Origin of the sequence: Achromobacter sp. RTa, assembly GCF_000757485.1 — a bacterium.
GTDB lineage: Bacteria > Pseudomonadota > Gammaproteobacteria > Burkholderiales > Burkholderiaceae_B > Achromobacter.
On the sequence record NZ_JPYO01000027.1, the window covers coordinates 519,045 to 535,114 of the forward strand.

Genomic DNA, 16,070 nt, shown 5'->3' on the forward strand with positions numbered 1-16,070 from the left:
AGGCCCGTCAGGCCGCCAGCAACTTGGCGTAGGCCGGAAGATCGACGTTGCCGCCGCTGATGATGACGCCGACCCGGGCGCCGCGCACCGGCACCACGTTCTGCATGACGGCGGACGCCCCCAGGCAGCCGGTGGGCTCCACCACCATCTTCATGCGCTCGGCGAAGAACTTCATGGTGGCGACCAGCTGTTCGTCCGTCACGGTGACGATGTCGCGCACATGCTTCTGGATCAGCGGGAAGGTCAGGTTGCCCAGGTGCGTCGTGGCGGCGCCGTCGGCCAGCGTCTTGGGCGCTGGAATTCGGACGATTTCACCCTTGCGCAAGGATTGCTGGCCATCGTTGCCGGCCTCGGGCTCGACCCCGTAGACCAGGCAGCGCGGACTCAGCGCGTAGGCGGACAGGGCCGACCCGGCCAGCAGGCCGCCGCCGCCCAGGCAGACGAACAGATAATCCAGCTCGCCGACTTCTTCGAACAGTTCCTTGGCCGCGGTGCCCTGGCCCGCGATCACGTCCTCGTGGTCGTAGGGCGGAATCAGCGTGGCGCCGGTCTCGGCATGGATACGGCGAGCGATGGCCTCGCGGTCTTCGGTGTAGCGGTCGTAGGTGACGATCTTGCCGCCATAGCCTTCGGTGGCGGCGCGCTTGGCGGCGGGCGCGTCCAGCGGCATGATGATGGTGGCCTGCACGCCTTGCAGCTTGGACGCCAGGGCGATGGCCTGCGCATGGTTGCCCGACGAGAACGTCACCACGCCGGCAGCCCGCTGTTCGGGCGTCAGGCGCGCGATGGCGTTGTACCCGCCGCGGAACTTGAACGCGCCCATGCGCTGGAAATTCTCGCATTTGAAGAACACCGAGGCGCCGCTGATCGCGTCGGCGGTGGCCGAGGTCAAGACTGGCGTGCGGTGCGCGTTGCCGGCCAGGCGCTCGCTGGCGCGCGCGACGTCATCGTAAGTGGGCAATTCGGGCTGCATGGGAATTCGGTCCTTTGATCGCTAAAGGGAAACGGAACCCCAGGATGATAAACCCGCCGCGCCCCGGCGGCCGCCTATTTGCCGAAGAGGTCGCCGGACCCGCTGGCCGTGCCGGCGGGCGGGGTCAGCCCCAGGTGGCGCCAGGTCGTCAGCGTGGCGGTGCGGCCTCGCGGCGTGCGCTGCAGGTAGCCGTGCTGGATCAGATAGGGCTCGATCACGTCTTCGATCGTGTCGCGCTCTTCGCCGATGGCCGCCGCCAGGCTGTCCACGCCGACGGGGCCGCCGTCGAACTTGTGGACTATGGCCTCGAGCAGCTTGCGGTCCATCAGGTCCAGGCCCTGCGGGTCCACTTCGAGCATGGCCAGCGCTCGGCCGGCGACGTCCGCATCGATGGTGCCGCCCGCCTTCACCTCGGCGTAGTCGCGCACACGGCGCAGCAGCCGGTTGGCGATGCGCGGCGTGCCGCGGGCGCGGCGCGCCACCTCGGCGGCGCCGTCCGGCGTGATGCCGGCATTCAGCAGGCCTGCGCTGCGCGTCACGATGCGGCCGAGGTCGGTGGCGTTGTAGAACTCCAGCCGCGACACGATGCCGAAGCGGTCGCGCAGCGGGTTGGTCAGCATGCCGGCGCGCGTGGTGGCGCCCACCAGGGTAAAGGGCTGCAGGTCCAGTTTCACGCTGCGCGCGGCGGGCCCCTCGCCGATCAGGATGTCGATCTGGAAATCCTCCAGCGCCGGGTAGAGGATTTCCTCGACCACCGGCGACAGGCGATGGATTTCGTCGATGAACAGGACGTCGTTCTTTTCGAGGTTGGTCAGCAGCGCGGCCAGGTCGCCGGGGCGCTCCAGCACCGGGCCGGAGGTCTGGCGCAGCTGCACGCCCATTTCATGCGCGATGATGTGGGCGAGCGTGGTCTTGCCCAGGCCAGGCGGGCCGAACAGCAGCACGTGGTCCAGCGCCTCTCCGCGCTTGCGGGCGGCGGCGATGAAGATTTCGAGCTGTTCGCGGGCGCGCTGCTGGCCCACGTACTCTTCCAGGGCCTTGGGCCGCAGGGCGCGTTCGATCGACTCCTCGTTGGGAGACACCGGCTGCGGCGCCACGATACGGGGGGCGTCGGGGCGGGAGGAGAGCGAATCGGACTGGATGGCCATGGTGCGGAAACGGCAAAGGACGAAGCAGGATGCATCGTACCGTAAGGACGGGCCGCCCTGGGGGCGGCCCGGTCCCTGCCCTGCCCTCAGGCGGTCTCGGACAAGGGCAGCTTGACCCGCACGCACAGGCCGCCGGACTCCGCCTCGCGCAGTTCCAGCGATCCGCCGTGCGCGCGGGCGATGGCTTCGGCCAGGGCCAGGCCCAGGCCCACGCTCCCGGTGCGCGTGCGCGCGTCGTCCAGCCGGCTGAACGGACGCAGGGCCTCCTGGCGGCGCTCCGGCACGATGCCTGAACCGTGGTCGGCCACGTCCAGCACCGCGAAGCGCCCCTCGCGGCGCAGCGCCACGTCGACCGGCGGCGCGCCATGGTTCAGGGCATTGCCGATCAGGTTGTCCAGCAGGCGCCCCAGCGCCACGGCGTCCGCCTGAACCACCAGCGCGGCGTCCTCGTCTCCGGCGCGCAAGTGAATGTCGGTGCCGGCGCCCTGCCAGGCCCCCACCCGCTCGGTCAGCCAGTCCCCCAGGACCATGGAAGCGTAGCGGTAGGCAGCGGGGTCGGTTCCCCGAACAAAACCGATGAACTGGTCGACCATGTGCTGCATGTCCTGCAGGTCGGCGCGCAACCCCTCCTTGAGTTTGGAGTCGTCGGCCAGTTCGATGCGCAGCCACATCCGCGACAGCGGCCCCTTCAGGTCGTGCGGCAGGCCGGACAGCAAGGTCCGTCGCACCGAGTCGGACTCGGACAGCGCGTCCAGCATGGCGTTGAAGCGCTCGCCCAGCACCCGGGTTTCATGTGGGCCCGAAGGCTCGACGCGCTGCGGCTGCCCCGCGGCCAGCTGGTCGGCGGCGTCGGCTAGCCGGGTGATCGGGCGCGTGATGTGCCAGGAAAAGCCCACGGCCAGCAACAACAGCAGGCCCAGGCCGCCCAGCCAGGCGGCGATGAAAGGCGTGGCCACCGGCGGGTCCAGGCGGTCCAGCGGGATGACCAGCCATTCGCGCAGGCGCGGCACGTCCTCGCTGGCCGAGTTCGGCGCCAGCGAAATGAAGATCTCCGGCGTGGGGCCCCGCGACAGCGCCACGCGCGTGCCGTCATTCAGGCGCTCGTTGAGCTGCTGCACCAGCCCCCGCAGGTCGCGCCGGATATCGTCCGGCTCGGGCTTGTAGCGCCGCGCGTGTTCTTCGTGCTCGCGCGCGCGCTGCTCGGCGGAACGTTCGTCGTCACGCACTTCCGGAGGCGGCGGCGCTGGCGGCCCGTGCAATTGCGCCTCCGCCGACGGTGGTTGCGGGGGCGGCCGGGGGGCGGGCTTGGGCGGCGGAGGCGGACGGCGGCCATTGAAGCGCTGCAGCTTGGCCTCGGCCGGCAGGACGCGCGACCACAGGCGCCACTGGTTCTGCGAGGCGGTGCGCACGAAGTCGGCCCGGTCCTCTGCCGGCACCTGGGACACGGCGGCGCGCAGCGTGCGGATCGTGGTGGTGATGTAGCCGATCGCCACGTCTTCCATGAACTTGTGGCGGAAGTAGGACACGGTCACCAGCGTAGCCGCCTGCGTCAGCAGGACCGATCCCAGGATCAGCAGGATCAGCCTCGCCCGCAGCGACCGCGGCACCAGAAAACCAGGAGAGAAACGCATCAGGGCGAAAACCGGTAGCCGATTCCCCAGACGGTCTGGATCCAGCGCGGCTGCTTGGGATCGTCCTCGATGACGCGCCGCAGGCGCAGGATGGCAATATCGATGGCCCGATCGTTACGCTCGCCGGCGTCGTCGTCGCGCGCCAGGGCCAGCAGGCGTTCGCGCGACAGCGGCTTGCCGGCATTGCGCACCAGGGCCTCCAGCAGGTTGATCTCGCCGCCCGTGAGCTTGACCACGGTGCCTTCGCGCGACAACTGGCGCGTGGACGGATCGAAGACGAAGGGGCCGAACGAGACGGGCGCATCCTTGGTCAGCGCGGACGGGCCGCGCTTGCGGCGCAGCACGGCCTCGATGCGGGCCAGCAGTTCGCGCGGATCGAAAGGCTTGCCGACGTAGTCGTCGGCGCCCGCCTCCAGGCCGATGATGCGGTCCACGGCCTCGTCGCGGGCGGTCAGCAGGATGACGGGGATGTCCTCGCCCTGCTCGCGCAGGCGGCGACAGGCGTCCGCGCCGTCGCCGCCGGGAAGCATGCGGTCCAGCACCAGCAGATCGGGGGCGTAGCGGGTAATGCGGGCAGACAGGTCGGTGGCGTCCGGCGCCAGCAGCGTGTCGTAACCGTGCCGGTTCAGGTAGTCGGCGAGCAACTGCCGCAGGGCCGGATCGTCGTCGACGACCAGCAACTTGGTGTGGGGATTGTCCATGGATGCCATAGTGCGGTGCGCCGCGCCCCGCCGCAAGAGGCAGGAAATCAACTGAAATATACCTGTTGCACGATGTTGGAAGCCGTTTCGGGCACAGTTATCCCTGGACGGTCCGGACGGTAAAATAAATGCCGGCCCGCCACCTGCCCGCTTGATAACGTTTACAGCAGAACGTTTACAGCATCCGTGGCGCCCCCCTCTCTAAACTGTTCCTATGATCGCCCCTGCAACCATCCGGCGAAAATGGCTATTGCGCGCGGCGCTGGCGGCGGGCGCGGCCTTGCCGCTGGCCCCGGCGCTTGGCGGCTCGCCGGACGCCCTCCTGCCCCCGTCCGGCGCGCCCGCAGGCTGGGCGCGGGGCATCGGCGCCCTGGCGCCGGTCCAGCCCATTCCCGTGCGTCCCGCTCCGTCCCTGGAATCACGCGCGGTGCCTCTGGATCCGTCCCCCTGCGAGCTGCAAACAATGGAGCCCGCCGTGGACACCTCGGTCCGCAGCTCGGACGATATCGACGGCCTGGACCTGGGCATCCCCGGCACCGGCGCGGCGCTGTCGGGCGGCGTCCGGCCGCAGCCGGCGGACTGCCCGGTGCTCACCACTCCCGAAGAGGCCGCGCCCGATTACTCCTTCGCCCTGGAAGACGGGGACTTCCCGCTCGTGCCCGTCGTCGTGATTTCCGGCGTGTCGCGTCCGCCGCGGCCCTGGTTCTCCTCTGTCGGCAGCCAGGAAGGCCTGCGCTACGGCGGCAGCCGCAACTGGGTCTACCGCAGCGCGTCGGGCCCCTCCCTCTCGGTAGGCAACATCACGGCCAATTCGCCGGCCTGGGGCAGCGGCGCCCCGGTGGGCGGCCTGCAGATCTCGAACTGGGCCGGCTCGGGGTCCACCGTCCCCGAAGGCAGTTTCGGCTATTCCTCGTCGCTGGGGCTCCTCAACAACATGGATCCGGCCGCCCGGTCGGGTGCCGTCGACTACGGCGCCTCGGTGGGCAGCGGCACCGTGCGCTACGGCCTCACGCCCGTGCTGACCCTGGAAGGGCAGATGCAGAGCGCGCCCTCGCTCACCACGCGCGGCATGGGCACCACCTACACCGCCGGCGAATACGGCACGTTCCAGGCGGGAGCCACGCAAAGCTCCTTCGATGCGGTCAATGCCTGGCGCTACCGCTTCGGCTACAGCGTGGACGTGGCCGACACCGTCAACCTGGGCTACACGGCCGAGCAGACCGGGGCGGGCTTCGGCGACCTGTCCACCTACTCCGGCGGCGTGGCCTCGACGGCGCAGACCCGCAACACGCTATCGGCGGGCGTTCCCATCACGGGCTGGGGCACGCTCAGCGGCACCTACTCAGGGTTGCGGGAAGGCTCCGTGCTGGCGGAACAGCGCGTGGGGCTGTCCCACAGCATGTTCGTGGCCCCCAAGGTGAAGCTGGCGGTGGGCGCCGACCGCGACATCGTCTCGGGCGACTACGAATGGCGCGCCAACCTGAGCATGCCGGTGGACACCTTCATGCGCGGCACCTGGCTGAGCTGGTAGGACGAACGCCCCAAGGACGGAAATTTCCCTTCGGAACGAGGGCGCCGGAATTGGGGCTTAAAATCCCTGCCATGATGCTCCCGGCCTACCCCCATGTCTGACGCGCGCGCCCTCAGCGTATTGCAGCGCGTTTTCGGTTACGAATCCTTCCGCGGCGACCAGCAAGCCATTGTCGAACAGGTGATCGGCGGCGGCGACGCGCTGGTACTCATGCCCACCGGCGGCGGCAAATCGCTGTGCTATCAGGTGCCCTCGCTGGTGCGCGAAGGCACCGGCATCGTCGTCTCTCCGCTGATCGCGCTGATGCAGGACCAGGTCGACGCCCTGACCGAATTGGGCGTGCGCGCGGCCTTCCTGAACTCTACGCAGGAATGGCGGGTGGCCCGCGACGTCGAGCAGGCTTTCCTGGCCGGCGAGCTGGACCTGCTCTACGTGGCGCCCGAACGCCTGCTGACCGACCGCTGCCTGCAACTGCTGGAACGCGGCCGCATCGCGCTGTTCGCGATCGACGAAGCCCACTGCGTGTCCCAATGGGGACACGATTTCCGGCCGGAATACCTGGGCCTGTCGATGCTGCACGAGCGCTGGCCCGACGTGCCCCGGATCGCGCTCACCGCGACCGCCACCGAGGACACCCGCCGCGAGATCGCCCAGCGCCTGTCGCTGGATGATGCGCGCCACTTCGTCGCCAGCTTCGACCGCCCCAACATCCGCTACCGCATCATCGAAAAGAACGAGGTGCGCAAGCAGTTGCTGGAAATGATCCGCGCCGAACACGAGGGCGAATCGGGCGTGGTGTATTGCCTGTCGCGGGCCCGCGTGGAAGAAACCGCGGAATTCCTGTGCAACCAGGGCATCGACGCCATGCCCTACCACGCCGGGCTCAGCCCACAGGTGCGCGCCGCCAACCAGGCCCGCTTCCTGCGCGAGGACGGCGTGGTCATGGTCGCCACCATCGCGTTCGGCATGGGCATCGACAAGCCCGACGTGCGCTTCGTGGCGCACATCGACCTGCCCAAGTCCGTGGAAGGCTATTACCAGGAAACCGGGCGCGCCGGCCGCGACGGCCTGCCCGCCACCGCCTGGCTGGCCTACGGCCTGCAGGACGTGGTGCAGCAGCGCCGCATGATCGACGAATCGCCTGGCGAGGAAGCCTACCGCCGGCGCCTCGGCCAGCAGCTAGACGCCATGCTCGGCCTGTGCGAAACGGTGGAGTGCCGCCGCGTGCGCCTGCTGGCCTATTTCGGCCAGCAGATCACGGCCTGCGGCAACTGCGACGTCTGCCTGGATCCGCCGCAGGCCTGGGACGGCACGGTGGCGGCGCAGAAGGTGCTGTCCGCCGTCTACCGCCTGTGGAAGGAACGCGGCCAGCGCTACGGCGCGGGCCACATCATCGACATCCTGCGCGGCAAGGTCACCGAGCGCACCAAGCAGCACGGCCACGAAACGCTGAGCGTGTTCGGCGTGGGCGCAGACCTCAGCGACACCGCCTGGCGCGGCGTGCTGCGCCAGTTGCTGGCGCAGGGGCTGCTGACCGTGGATCACGAAGGCTTCGGCACCCTGGCCCTGACCGAAGGCAGCCGCGCCGTGCTGAAGGGCGAACGGCAGCTGATGCTGCGCCGGGAATCGGAAAAGAAAACGCGCTCGGGCAAAACCGGCGGCGGGCGCGCCAAGGCGGCCGCCATCGACTTGCCGGCCGAACTGCAGCCCGTCTTCGAGGCGCTGCGCGCGTGGCGCGGCGAGGTCGCCAAGAGCCACGGCGTGCCAGCCTACGTCATCTTCCACGACGCCACGTTGCGCGAGATCGCGCTGGCCCAGCCCGACTCCATGGACGCCCTTAGCCACATCAGCGGCGTCGGCGCCCGCAAGCTGGAAGCCTACGGCGAGGAAATCCTGCAGCGGGTGGCCCGGCCAATTCCGTAGGATGGGTGCAGCGCGGCAGTTCCTGGGTGAGAGCTCAGATATCCAGCGCGCGCAACCCATGCGGCCGCAATAAGTTGTTTTCCGGCCGATGCAGAACACTGTCTGCCCACGGCTGCATGGGTTTCGCGCGCTGGGCAGTTGCGTTCTTATGCTGAAACTCTCGCGCTACACCCATCCTACGGCACGCACCACGCCTCAGGCCGGCGGCGGCAAGAGCGGCACCGGGGCGCGCTCCTTGCCGAATACCGAGCGGTAGGCCAGGATGTTGAATACCAGCACCACGGGGATCCCCACGACGGCGCCCGCCATCACGAGGCGCATCGAGCCCAGCGCGCCCGCGCCGTCCCATAGCGTCATATCGTCCAGGATCAGGTAGGGAAACAGGCTGTAGGCCAGGCCGCAAAGCATCAGGAGGAACAGGGCCACGCACAGCACGAAGGGCAGCCAGCTGAAGCGGTCCGCCCTGCCGGGCATTCGCGCCAACAGCATTTCCGCCGCCACGAAGCCGGCCAGCATGAGCAGCCAGACCGTTGCCGCCAGGCTCAGGTGGGCGATGTTGCTCCATTTGTAGAAAATGCCGGCGTTGGCCAGCCCCAGCGTTACCGCGATCGCCACCATGCCCACCGCCGTCCAGCGGATGGCGTGGCGCGCCCAATTGGCGGCGCGGCGCTGCAGGTCTCCCTCCACCCGCATGACCAGCCAGGAAGCTCCCAGCAGGACGTAGGCCGCCACCGCGCACAGGCCGACGAACATGGAGAACCAGCCGTAGCCGGCATCCGACTGGTAGCCGGTCGCAATCCGGCCCAGCATCATGCCCTGGCCGAATGCGGTGATCAGCGAACCCGCCCAGAACGCGAAGATCCAGCGCGGCTTCATTTCGTTGCGCGCGCGGATGCGGAATTCGAACGCGACGCTGCGCAGGACCACCCCCAGCACCATGCAGGTAAGCGGCCCGTAGAGCTTGCCCAGCACCGCTCCCCAGGCGAAGGGAAACGCCGCGGCGAACAAGCCCATGCCCAGCAGCAGCCAGAATTCGTTGGCGTCCCGCCACGGACTCAAAAGGCTCATCATGCGGCCGCGCTCGTGCTCAGGCGCCAGTTGCAGCAGGATGCCCACGCCCAGGTCGAAGCCGTCCAGCACCATGCCCGCGGCGATCACCACGAACAGCAGCGCCATGAAGGCCAGCGGCATCCAGAACGAAGGATCGTCGGCGTTCAGCCCTTGCGAAGCGGCCAGCATGGCGATCATGGCGTACCTCCACCCAGTTTGCGCACGGGCACGACGCCATAGCGCGCCGCATGGAACAGCATGCCGGCAAATGCGGCCAGCAGCAGCGCATACAGCACGCCGTAGCCGATCAGGCCGTAGAGGACGGTGCTGGAGGAGACCGAGCCCAGGACCTCGGACTGCGTGATGGTGCCGTTCACCGCGAACGGCTGCAGGCCGATGATGGACACCCACCAACCGGCCACGACGGCGATGCCGCCGGAGAACATCATGCCGCACACGACTCGCTGCCACCAGCGCGGCAGCGTGGAGGGGTCCAGCCCGCGCCGGAACGTCCACAGGAACGTCACCCAGGCCACGGCCAGCATCAGCAGGCCCAGCCCCGCCGCCACGCGCAGCGACCAGAAGGTCAGTGCGACGGGCGGCAGCATGCCCGAATATTTGTCCAGGCCCAGATAGGTGCCGTCCGGCTTGCGGTGCAGCCACATCCCGCCCGCATTGCGCAGCGTGACATCGGCCAGGTTCGTGTGATTGCGGGCGTCCGGCCAGCCGAACAGCACCAGCTGCGGCTCGGCGCCGCTTTCCCAGAAGCCCGCGGCGGCGGCCGCCTTGGCGGGCTGCAGCTTCGCGACCAGCTGCCCGGCGCCCGTGGCCACCGGCAGCTGCATGACGGAGGCCAGCGTAGCGACGACCAGCGCGGTCTTGAACGCGCTGCGCTCGCCGTCGCCGAGCGGGCGCCGCAGCGCCTGCAAGGCGGTCACGCCCATCATCAGGAAGGAGGCGGCCAGCGCCGCGCCCACCGCCACCATGGCCATGCGCCAGCCCACCGAGGGGTTCAGCACCACAGCCGCCCAGTCATAGACCTGGTAGCGGCCATCGACCAGCAAGGCCCCATCCGGCGTCTGCATCCAGGATTGCAGGGCCAGCACCCAGAACACGGCCACCAGTTGCCCCACTGCCACCATCAGCACCGCCAGCGTGTGGGCGCCATCGGAAACGCGCCGCTGGCCGAACAGCATGACGCCCAGGAAGCACGATTTCAGGATGAACGCCGACAGAATGCCGTAGCCCAGCAAGGGACCGGCGACGTTGCCGATCTTGTCCATCAGCCCCGCCCACAGGCTGCCGATCTGGATCAGCACCGGCACGCTCGCCGCCAGCGTCAGCACGAAGGCCAGCGCGAATATGCGCACCCAGAAGCGGTAGGCGGCCGTCCAGCCGCCATGGCCCGACCAGCGGGCCCGTATCTTGAAGAACAGCAACACCCAGGCGAGCGCCAGGGAGACCGCCAGGAACAGCGCCAGGAAACTCAGGCTGGCCACGAACTGCGCGCGGGCCAGGGATAAGGTGGATATGTCCATGATGGCCCGTAGTGTAGAGCCAGTTACAAGACTGTGGGGCCAGTTTGAAACCGGTTGCACGTGCCCGGAAAAGAGGCCGCCTGCGGAACGTGGCAAAATTGACTCTTTGTCGCTGCTTTTTCCTATTCTTTCAAGAATGACCTCCGCCACGACGCCGACCCCTGCCGCATCGAATTTCCTGCTGAACATCGTCCAAGACGACCTCGAAGCCAACCGCTACGCTGGCAAGCGCTGGGCGGGCAAGCCTGGCCCGGCGGCGCTGCAGCAGCAGGGCGGCCCGGATCCGGCGCGCATCCGCACGCGCTTTCCGCCGGAGCCCAACGGCTACCTGCACATCGGCCACGCCAAGAGCATTTGCGTGAACTTCGGCCTGGCGCGCGACTTCGGCGGCGTCTGCCACCTGCGCTTCGACGACACCAATCCCGAAAAGGAAGATCAGGAATACGTCGACGCCATCATCGAGGCCGTGCACTGGCTGGGCTTCGACTGGAAGGCCGACGGCAACGACAACCTGTACTTCGCCAGCGACTATTTCGGCTATATGTACGAGTTCGCCGAAGCGCTGATCGAGGCTGGCCACGCCTACGTGGACGAGCAAAGCGCCGACGAAATCCGCGCCAACCGCGGCACGCTGACCGAACCCGGCGTCAACTCGCCCTGGCGCGACCGCCCGGCCGCGGAATCGATCGCGCTGCTGCGCGAAATGCGCGACGGCAAGCATCCCGACGGCAGCCTGGTGCTGCGCGCGAAGATCAACATGGCTTCGCCCAACATCAACATGCGCGACCCGGTGATGTACCGCGTACGCCACGCCACCCACCACCGCACCGGCGACCAATGGTGCATCTACCCCATGTACAGCTGGGCGCACCCGGTGGAAGACGCTCTGGAAGGCATCACGCACAGCGTCTGCACGCTGGAATTCGAAGACCAGCGCCCGTTCTACGACTGGATCCTGGCGCGCCTGGCCGAACTGGGCAAGCTCGCCCAGCCGCTGCCGCACCAGTACGAATTCGCCCGCCTGAACCTCAGCTACGTCGTCACCAGCAAGCGCAAGCTGCTGCAACTGGTGCGCGAAGGCTACGTGGACGGCTGGGACGACCCCCGCATGCCCACCCTCTTCGGCCTGCGCCGCCGCGGCTACACGCCGGCGTCGATCCGCCTGTTCTGCGAACGCACCGCCGTGTCCAAGTCCGATTCCCGGATCGACTACAGCCTGCTGGAGCAGGCCGTGCGCGACGACCTGGATCCCATCGCCGCCCGTTCGGTGGCCGTGCTGGACCCGATCAAGCTGATCATCACCAACTATCCGGAAGGCCAGACCGAGGTCTGCACCGCGCCGCGCAACCCGCATGACCCGGAAGCCGGCGTGCGCGAATTCCCGCTCTCGCGCGAGCTCTGGATCGAACGTGACGACTTCCGTGAAGAAGCCCCCAAGAAGTACTTCCGCCTGTTCCCGGGGAACACCGTGCGCCTGAAGTACGGCTACGTGGTGCGCTGCACCGGCTTCACCAAGAACGAAGCCGGCGACGTCGTCGAAGTCCACGCCGAATACCTGCCGGACACCAAGAGCGGCACGCCGGGCGCCGACAGCGTCAAGGTCAAGGGCAACATCACCTGGGTCAGCGCCGCTCACGCCGTGCCCGCCCAGATCCATCTCTACGACCGCCTCTTCGCCGACGCCCGCCCCGATGCCGGCGACAAGGACTTCCTGACCTGCCTGAATCCGAATTCCAAGCAGACCGTCACCGCCTGGCTGGAACCCGGCACCGTTGCCACCCCCGGCGCCACCTGGCAGTTCGAGCGCCTGGGCTACTTCGTGGCCGACCAGAAGGACTCCACGCCCGAGGCGCCGGTGCTGAACCGTATCGTGACCCTGCGCGACTCCTGGGCTCAAGGCTGAGCGCTCGCATCCGCGTTGCTGGGAAATAGGCGCCTTTCGGCGCCTTTTCATTGCTGGGCCGCCCCAAGATGAAAACGCCCCCCTCGGGGGGACAGCAAGCCCGCAAAGCGGGCGCGGCGTGGGGGGTGACTTTTCATCGCAGGGCCGCCCCAAGATGGAAACGCCGCCCTCGGGGGGCAGCAAGCCCGCAAAGCGGGCGCGGCGTGGGGGGCGCTCATTTCATCGTCTTGCCGGGCGCGGGCGGGTTATCATGCCCGACATCCCGCAGCCGGTTGAGCGCCCCTGTTTCCGGCGCCCGGACCGCAGCCCAAACCAAGATGAACACTGAATCCCTAGCCCTGGACTTCAAAAGCGCCACTCTGTATGCCATCAGGGTGGTCCTGCACAGCGCCGACCCCGAACGCCTGGAGGCCGCGCTCGCCAAGCGCATGGCCGACGCCGGCAGCTTCTTCGAAAACGAGCCCGTGGTCATCGACGCCAGCCGCGTCGAGGAAACCGTCGACTGGCCCGCCCTGGTGGCGGCGCTGCGGGGCCATAACCTGCCTCCGATCGGCGTCGTGGCCGAAGGCGCCAACCTGGAAGCCGCCCGCGCGGCCGGCCTGACGCCGGTGGAGCTGTCCACGCCCACCGCCCGCCCCGCTCCGGTGGTCGATACCGCGCCGCCCAACGACGTCGCCACTCCCGTGCCGTCCGTGCCGGCCGCCGCGGTCGAAACCGCGGCAGCCCCCACCGAACCCGCCGCCGAAGCGGAATCGCCCGCCGCCGGCAAGGCCGACGGCGATCCGCTGCCCGCGCGCGAAGCCAGCGGCGCCACCTCCGCCGCCAGCCCCACGCCCGCTGCTCCGCACTCGTCTTCGGCGCTGGTCATCACCAAGCCCCTGCGCTCCGGCCAGCGCGTCTACGCGCGCCACACGGATCTGGTGGTGATCGGCATGGTGAGCCAGGGCGCCGAAGTCATCGCCGACGGCAACGTCCACGTCTACGGCCCCTTGCGCGGCAAGGCGATGGCCGGCGCGCGCGGAGACACCTCGGCCCGCATCTTCACGACGCACCTGGATGCCGAGCTGCTGGCCGTGGCCGGCGTCTACCGCGTCGTCGAAGACAAGCTGGACCGCACGCTGCATAACCAGCCCGCGCTGGTCCGGCTGGACGGCGACACGCTTCGGATCGAAGCGCTCAAGGCTTGAAACAGGGGATGTTGAGCCCCCACGCCGCGCCCGCTGCGCGGGCTAGCTGCCCCCCAAGGGGGCTTCCAGCCTTGGGGCGGCCCAGCAGCTGGACGTCCCCCACGCCGCGGCCGGTAAGAATCGGTGCGAATTTCAACACATCCTGTAAGAAGCCTTACATAGGCTTTTTGCTTTACGATAACGCGATTTATTCGAACATAAGGGTTTGATCGTCATGACACGCATTGTTGTGGTGACTTCCGGCAAAGGCGGCGTGGGCAAGACCACGACCAGCGCCAGTTTTTCTGCGGGACTCGCGATGCGGGGCCACAAAACCGCGGTCATCGACTTCGACGTCGGCCTGCGCAACCTCGACCTGATCATGGGCTGCGAGCGGCGCGTCGTGTACGACTTCGTCAATGTGATCCAGGGCGAAGCCACGCTCAACCAGGCGCTCATCAAGGACAAGCAGCTTGAAAACCTGTTCATCCTGCCGGCCTCGCAAACGCGCGACAAGGACGCGCTGACGCAGGAAGGCGTGGCGAAGGTCATCGAAGACCTGAAGGGCATGGGTTTCGAGTACATCGTGTGCGACTCGCCCGCCGGCATCGAAACCGGCGCGCTGATGGCCGCGTACTTCGCCGACGACGCCATCGTGGTGACCAACCCCGAAGTCTCGTCCGTGCGCGATTCCGACCGCATCCTGGGCATCCTGGCGGCCAAATCCAGGCGCGCCGTCGAAGGCGACGAGCCCGTCAAGGAATTCCTGCTGCTCACGCGCTACAACCCCAAACGCGTCGTCGACGGCGAAATGCTGTCGCTGACCGACATCGAAGACATCCTGCGCATCAAGCTGATCGGCGTCATCCCCGAATCCGAAGCCGTGCTGCAGGCGTCGAACCAAGGCCTGCCGGCCATCCACCTGAAAGACACCGACGTTTCCGAAGCCTACAAGGACGTCGTGGCTCGTTACCTTGGCGAAGACAAGGCCCTGCGCTTTACCGATTACGAAAAGCCCGGTTTCCTGAAACGCCTGTTCGGAGGCAAGTAAGCAATGTCCTTCCTGTCGTTTCTGCTCGGTCAAAAGAAGACTTCCGCCTCCGTCGCCAAGGAACGGTTGCAGATCATCCTGGCTCACGAGCGGGGCCGCGGCGACTCTCCCGACTACCTGCCGCAACTGCAGCAAGAGCTGATCGCCGTCATTTCGAAATACGTGAAGATCAACCCCAATGACATCAAGGTGCACCTGGAACGCCAGGACACGCTGGAAGTGCTTGAGGTAAAGATCGAGATGCCGCAAAGCGAGAACTGACGCGGCTTGCGCGCCCGGATCCCGGGCGCGCGCCACATGAAAAACGCCCGGCATCGCCGGGCGTTTTTCATTGGAGCGGGCGCTGCGCGCCAGCGCTTAGTGCTTCCCGACTTGATCGCCGATGACGCCGCCGATCGCCGCTCCGCCCACCGTACCGAGGATGCCGCCGTTGGTGATCACGGCGCCTGCCACACCGCCCAACGCAGCGCCGCCGACGGCGCTCTTCTGACGATGGCTCATCCCGTCCCAGGAAGAGCAGCCAGCCATGGTGGCGGTCATCGCCAACGCGACACAGATTTTGGAGAGAGATGCGATTTTCATAGTGCGATTCCTATTCTTACCCGGGGCCGCGTCGATGATGCGAACGCGAGCACGCGGACCCTTGCGGGTTTGGAATCTTCAGGATCGCAAAATATCCCTCTCCTGGCTGTTAGGTTTGCCCATGAATTGTGTCAAAGGGCGAGAGAATCCGAGCGCCTCCCCGGAGCGGTGTTGCAGTGGGCGCACGCTATTTGACCAGACGTAACACCTCGCGGAAACGCGGATGCTCGCAAGTCTGCATCCACTCGAAAATCGCCATTTCCGACGTGACGATCTCGGCGCCATGGGCGCGCGCGCGGCGCAAGGCGGCGTGATGATCGGAAGGCTTGCGCGAGCCCGCAGCATCGGCCACCAATACCGCGTGGTAGCCCAGATCGATCAGGCCGATCACGGTCTGCAGCACGCAGATATGGGCCTCGCACCCGGCCACCAGGATGGTCTTGCGGGCAGCCGGCAGCCAGGCTTCGAAACCCGGTTCGAGCGCCGATGAAAAGTGCATTTTCTGGAACGTGGTCTGCACTTGCGCGCGCAACGGTTCCACGGTTGCGCCCAGCATCTTGCCGTGATGCTCCGTGGCGGCCACCGGCACGTCGAGCAGGCGCGCCGCCTGCGCGAGCTTGTGGGCGGCATTGAGCACGGTCTCGCCGTCATGGATGACCGGCATCAGCCGGCCTTGCATGTCGACGATCAGCAAAGTGGAATCGGAAGCGGAAAGCAGCATGTCGGGAGGCTCCTGGATGAGGATCCAGGATAACTCGGCAGGACTGCTTCCGGCAGGCTTCAGATCGAGTTGTGCTTGCCCGTGGTGTCAGACACCTGGATGTGGCAGTGTCTGACACCCGTACGAGATAACCGTCACCCTATGGGATGCAT

The 16,070-nt window shown here is 67.6% G+C and carries 14 protein-coding genes; 6 read left to right on the top strand and 8 right to left on the bottom strand.

Going from position 1 to position 16,070, the window contains the following annotated elements:
* Positions 1-7 precede the first annotated feature (7 nt).
* From JL37_RS10530 to JL37_RS10545, 4 genes are all read right to left on the bottom strand, one after another.
* Positions 8-973: a threo-3-hydroxy-L-aspartate ammonia-lyase gene (locus tag JL37_RS10530; RefSeq protein ID WP_043543802.1), complete on the bottom strand. Its 966-nt coding sequence runs from the start codon at positions 971-973 to the stop codon at positions 8-10.
* A 74-nt stretch (positions 974-1,047) separates the two neighbouring features.
* On the bottom strand, positions 1,048-2,121 hold the full coding sequence (gene ruvB / locus JL37_RS10535) for a Holliday junction branch migration DNA helicase RuvB (protein WP_043543803.1): 1,074 nt from the start codon (positions 2,119-2,121) through the stop codon (positions 1,048-1,050).
* An 86-nt stretch (positions 2,122-2,207) separates the two neighbouring features.
* Positions 2,208-3,752 (bottom strand): ATP-binding protein, encoded by a 1,545-nt coding sequence (locus tag JL37_RS10540; RefSeq protein WP_043543804.1) that lies wholly within the window; start codon positions 3,750-3,752, stop codon positions 2,208-2,210.
* Positions 3,752-4,453 carry a response regulator gene (locus JL37_RS10545; protein WP_043543889.1) on the bottom strand — a complete coding sequence of 234 codons (702 nt, stop codon included), beginning with the start codon at positions 4,451-4,453 and terminating at the stop codon, positions 3,752-3,754. Before JL37_RS10545 ends, JL37_RS10540 begins: the two co-directional genes overlap by 1 nt.
* A gap of 214 nt (positions 4,454-4,667) precedes the next feature.
* Here JL37_RS10545 and JL37_RS10550 point away from each other — a divergent pair, with 214 nt between their 5' ends.
* Positions 4,668-5,984, top strand: a complete 1,317-nt coding sequence (locus tag JL37_RS10550) for a fimbrial protein (RefSeq protein WP_156124265.1) — start codon at positions 4,668-4,670, stop codon at positions 5,982-5,984.
* Positions 5,985-6,077: 93 nt separating this feature from the next.
* Positions 6,078-7,907, top strand: a complete 1,830-nt coding sequence (gene recQ, locus JL37_RS10555; RefSeq protein WP_043543806.1) for a DNA helicase RecQ — start codon at positions 6,078-6,080, stop codon at positions 7,905-7,907.
* 195 nt (positions 7,908-8,102) lie between these two features.
* On the opposite strand, the gene JL37_RS10560 is transcribed toward recQ, so the two are convergent.
* Positions 8,103-9,155, bottom strand: a complete 1,053-nt coding sequence (locus tag JL37_RS10560) for a cytochrome d ubiquinol oxidase subunit II (protein ID WP_043543807.1) — start codon at positions 9,153-9,155, stop codon at positions 8,103-8,105.
* Positions 9,152-10,495, bottom strand: coding sequence for a cytochrome ubiquinol oxidase subunit I (locus JL37_RS10565; protein WP_043543809.1), 1,344 nt, complete (start codon positions 10,493-10,495; stop codon positions 9,152-9,154). Before JL37_RS10565 ends, JL37_RS10560 begins: the two co-directional genes overlap by 4 nt.
* Before the next feature lie 136 nt (positions 10,496-10,631).
* On the opposite strand from JL37_RS10565, the gene JL37_RS10570 reads away from it, so the two are divergent.
* From JL37_RS10570 to minE, 4 genes are all read left to right on the top strand, one after another.
* On the top strand, positions 10,632-12,398 hold the full coding sequence (locus tag JL37_RS10570) for a glutamine--tRNA ligase/YqeY domain fusion protein (protein ID WP_043543811.1): 1,767 nt from the start codon (positions 10,632-10,634) through the stop codon (positions 12,396-12,398).
* 317 nt (positions 12,399-12,715) lie between these two features.
* Complete coding sequence (gene minC, locus JL37_RS10575; RefSeq protein ID WP_043543813.1) at positions 12,716-13,585, top strand: septum site-determining protein MinC; 870 nt, start codon at positions 12,716-12,718, stop codon at positions 13,583-13,585.
* Positions 13,586-13,799: 214 nt separating this feature from the next.
* A complete protein-coding gene (gene minD / locus JL37_RS10580) occupies positions 13,800-14,615 on the top strand; it encodes a septum site-determining protein MinD (protein ID WP_043543815.1) in 816 nt (271 codons plus the stop codon).
* 3 nt (positions 14,616-14,618) lie between these two features.
* Positions 14,619-14,876, top strand: a complete 258-nt coding sequence (minE, locus tag JL37_RS10585) for a cell division topological specificity factor MinE (protein ID WP_043543816.1) — start codon at positions 14,619-14,621, stop codon at positions 14,874-14,876.
* A gap of 96 nt (positions 14,877-14,972) precedes the next feature.
* Here the strand turns inward: minE and JL37_RS10590 are convergent, their stop codons facing one another.
* Together JL37_RS10590 and JL37_RS10595 are read right to left on the bottom strand one after the other, a co-directional pair.
* Positions 14,973-15,197, bottom strand: coding sequence for a glycine zipper 2TM domain-containing protein (locus JL37_RS10590; RefSeq protein WP_043543817.1), 225 nt, complete (start codon positions 15,195-15,197; stop codon positions 14,973-14,975).
* A gap of 187 nt (positions 15,198-15,384) precedes the next feature.
* Positions 15,385-15,918, bottom strand: coding sequence for an isochorismatase family protein (locus tag JL37_RS10595; RefSeq protein ID WP_043543818.1), 534 nt, complete (start codon positions 15,916-15,918; stop codon positions 15,385-15,387).
* Positions 15,919-16,070: the final 152 nt, after the last annotated feature.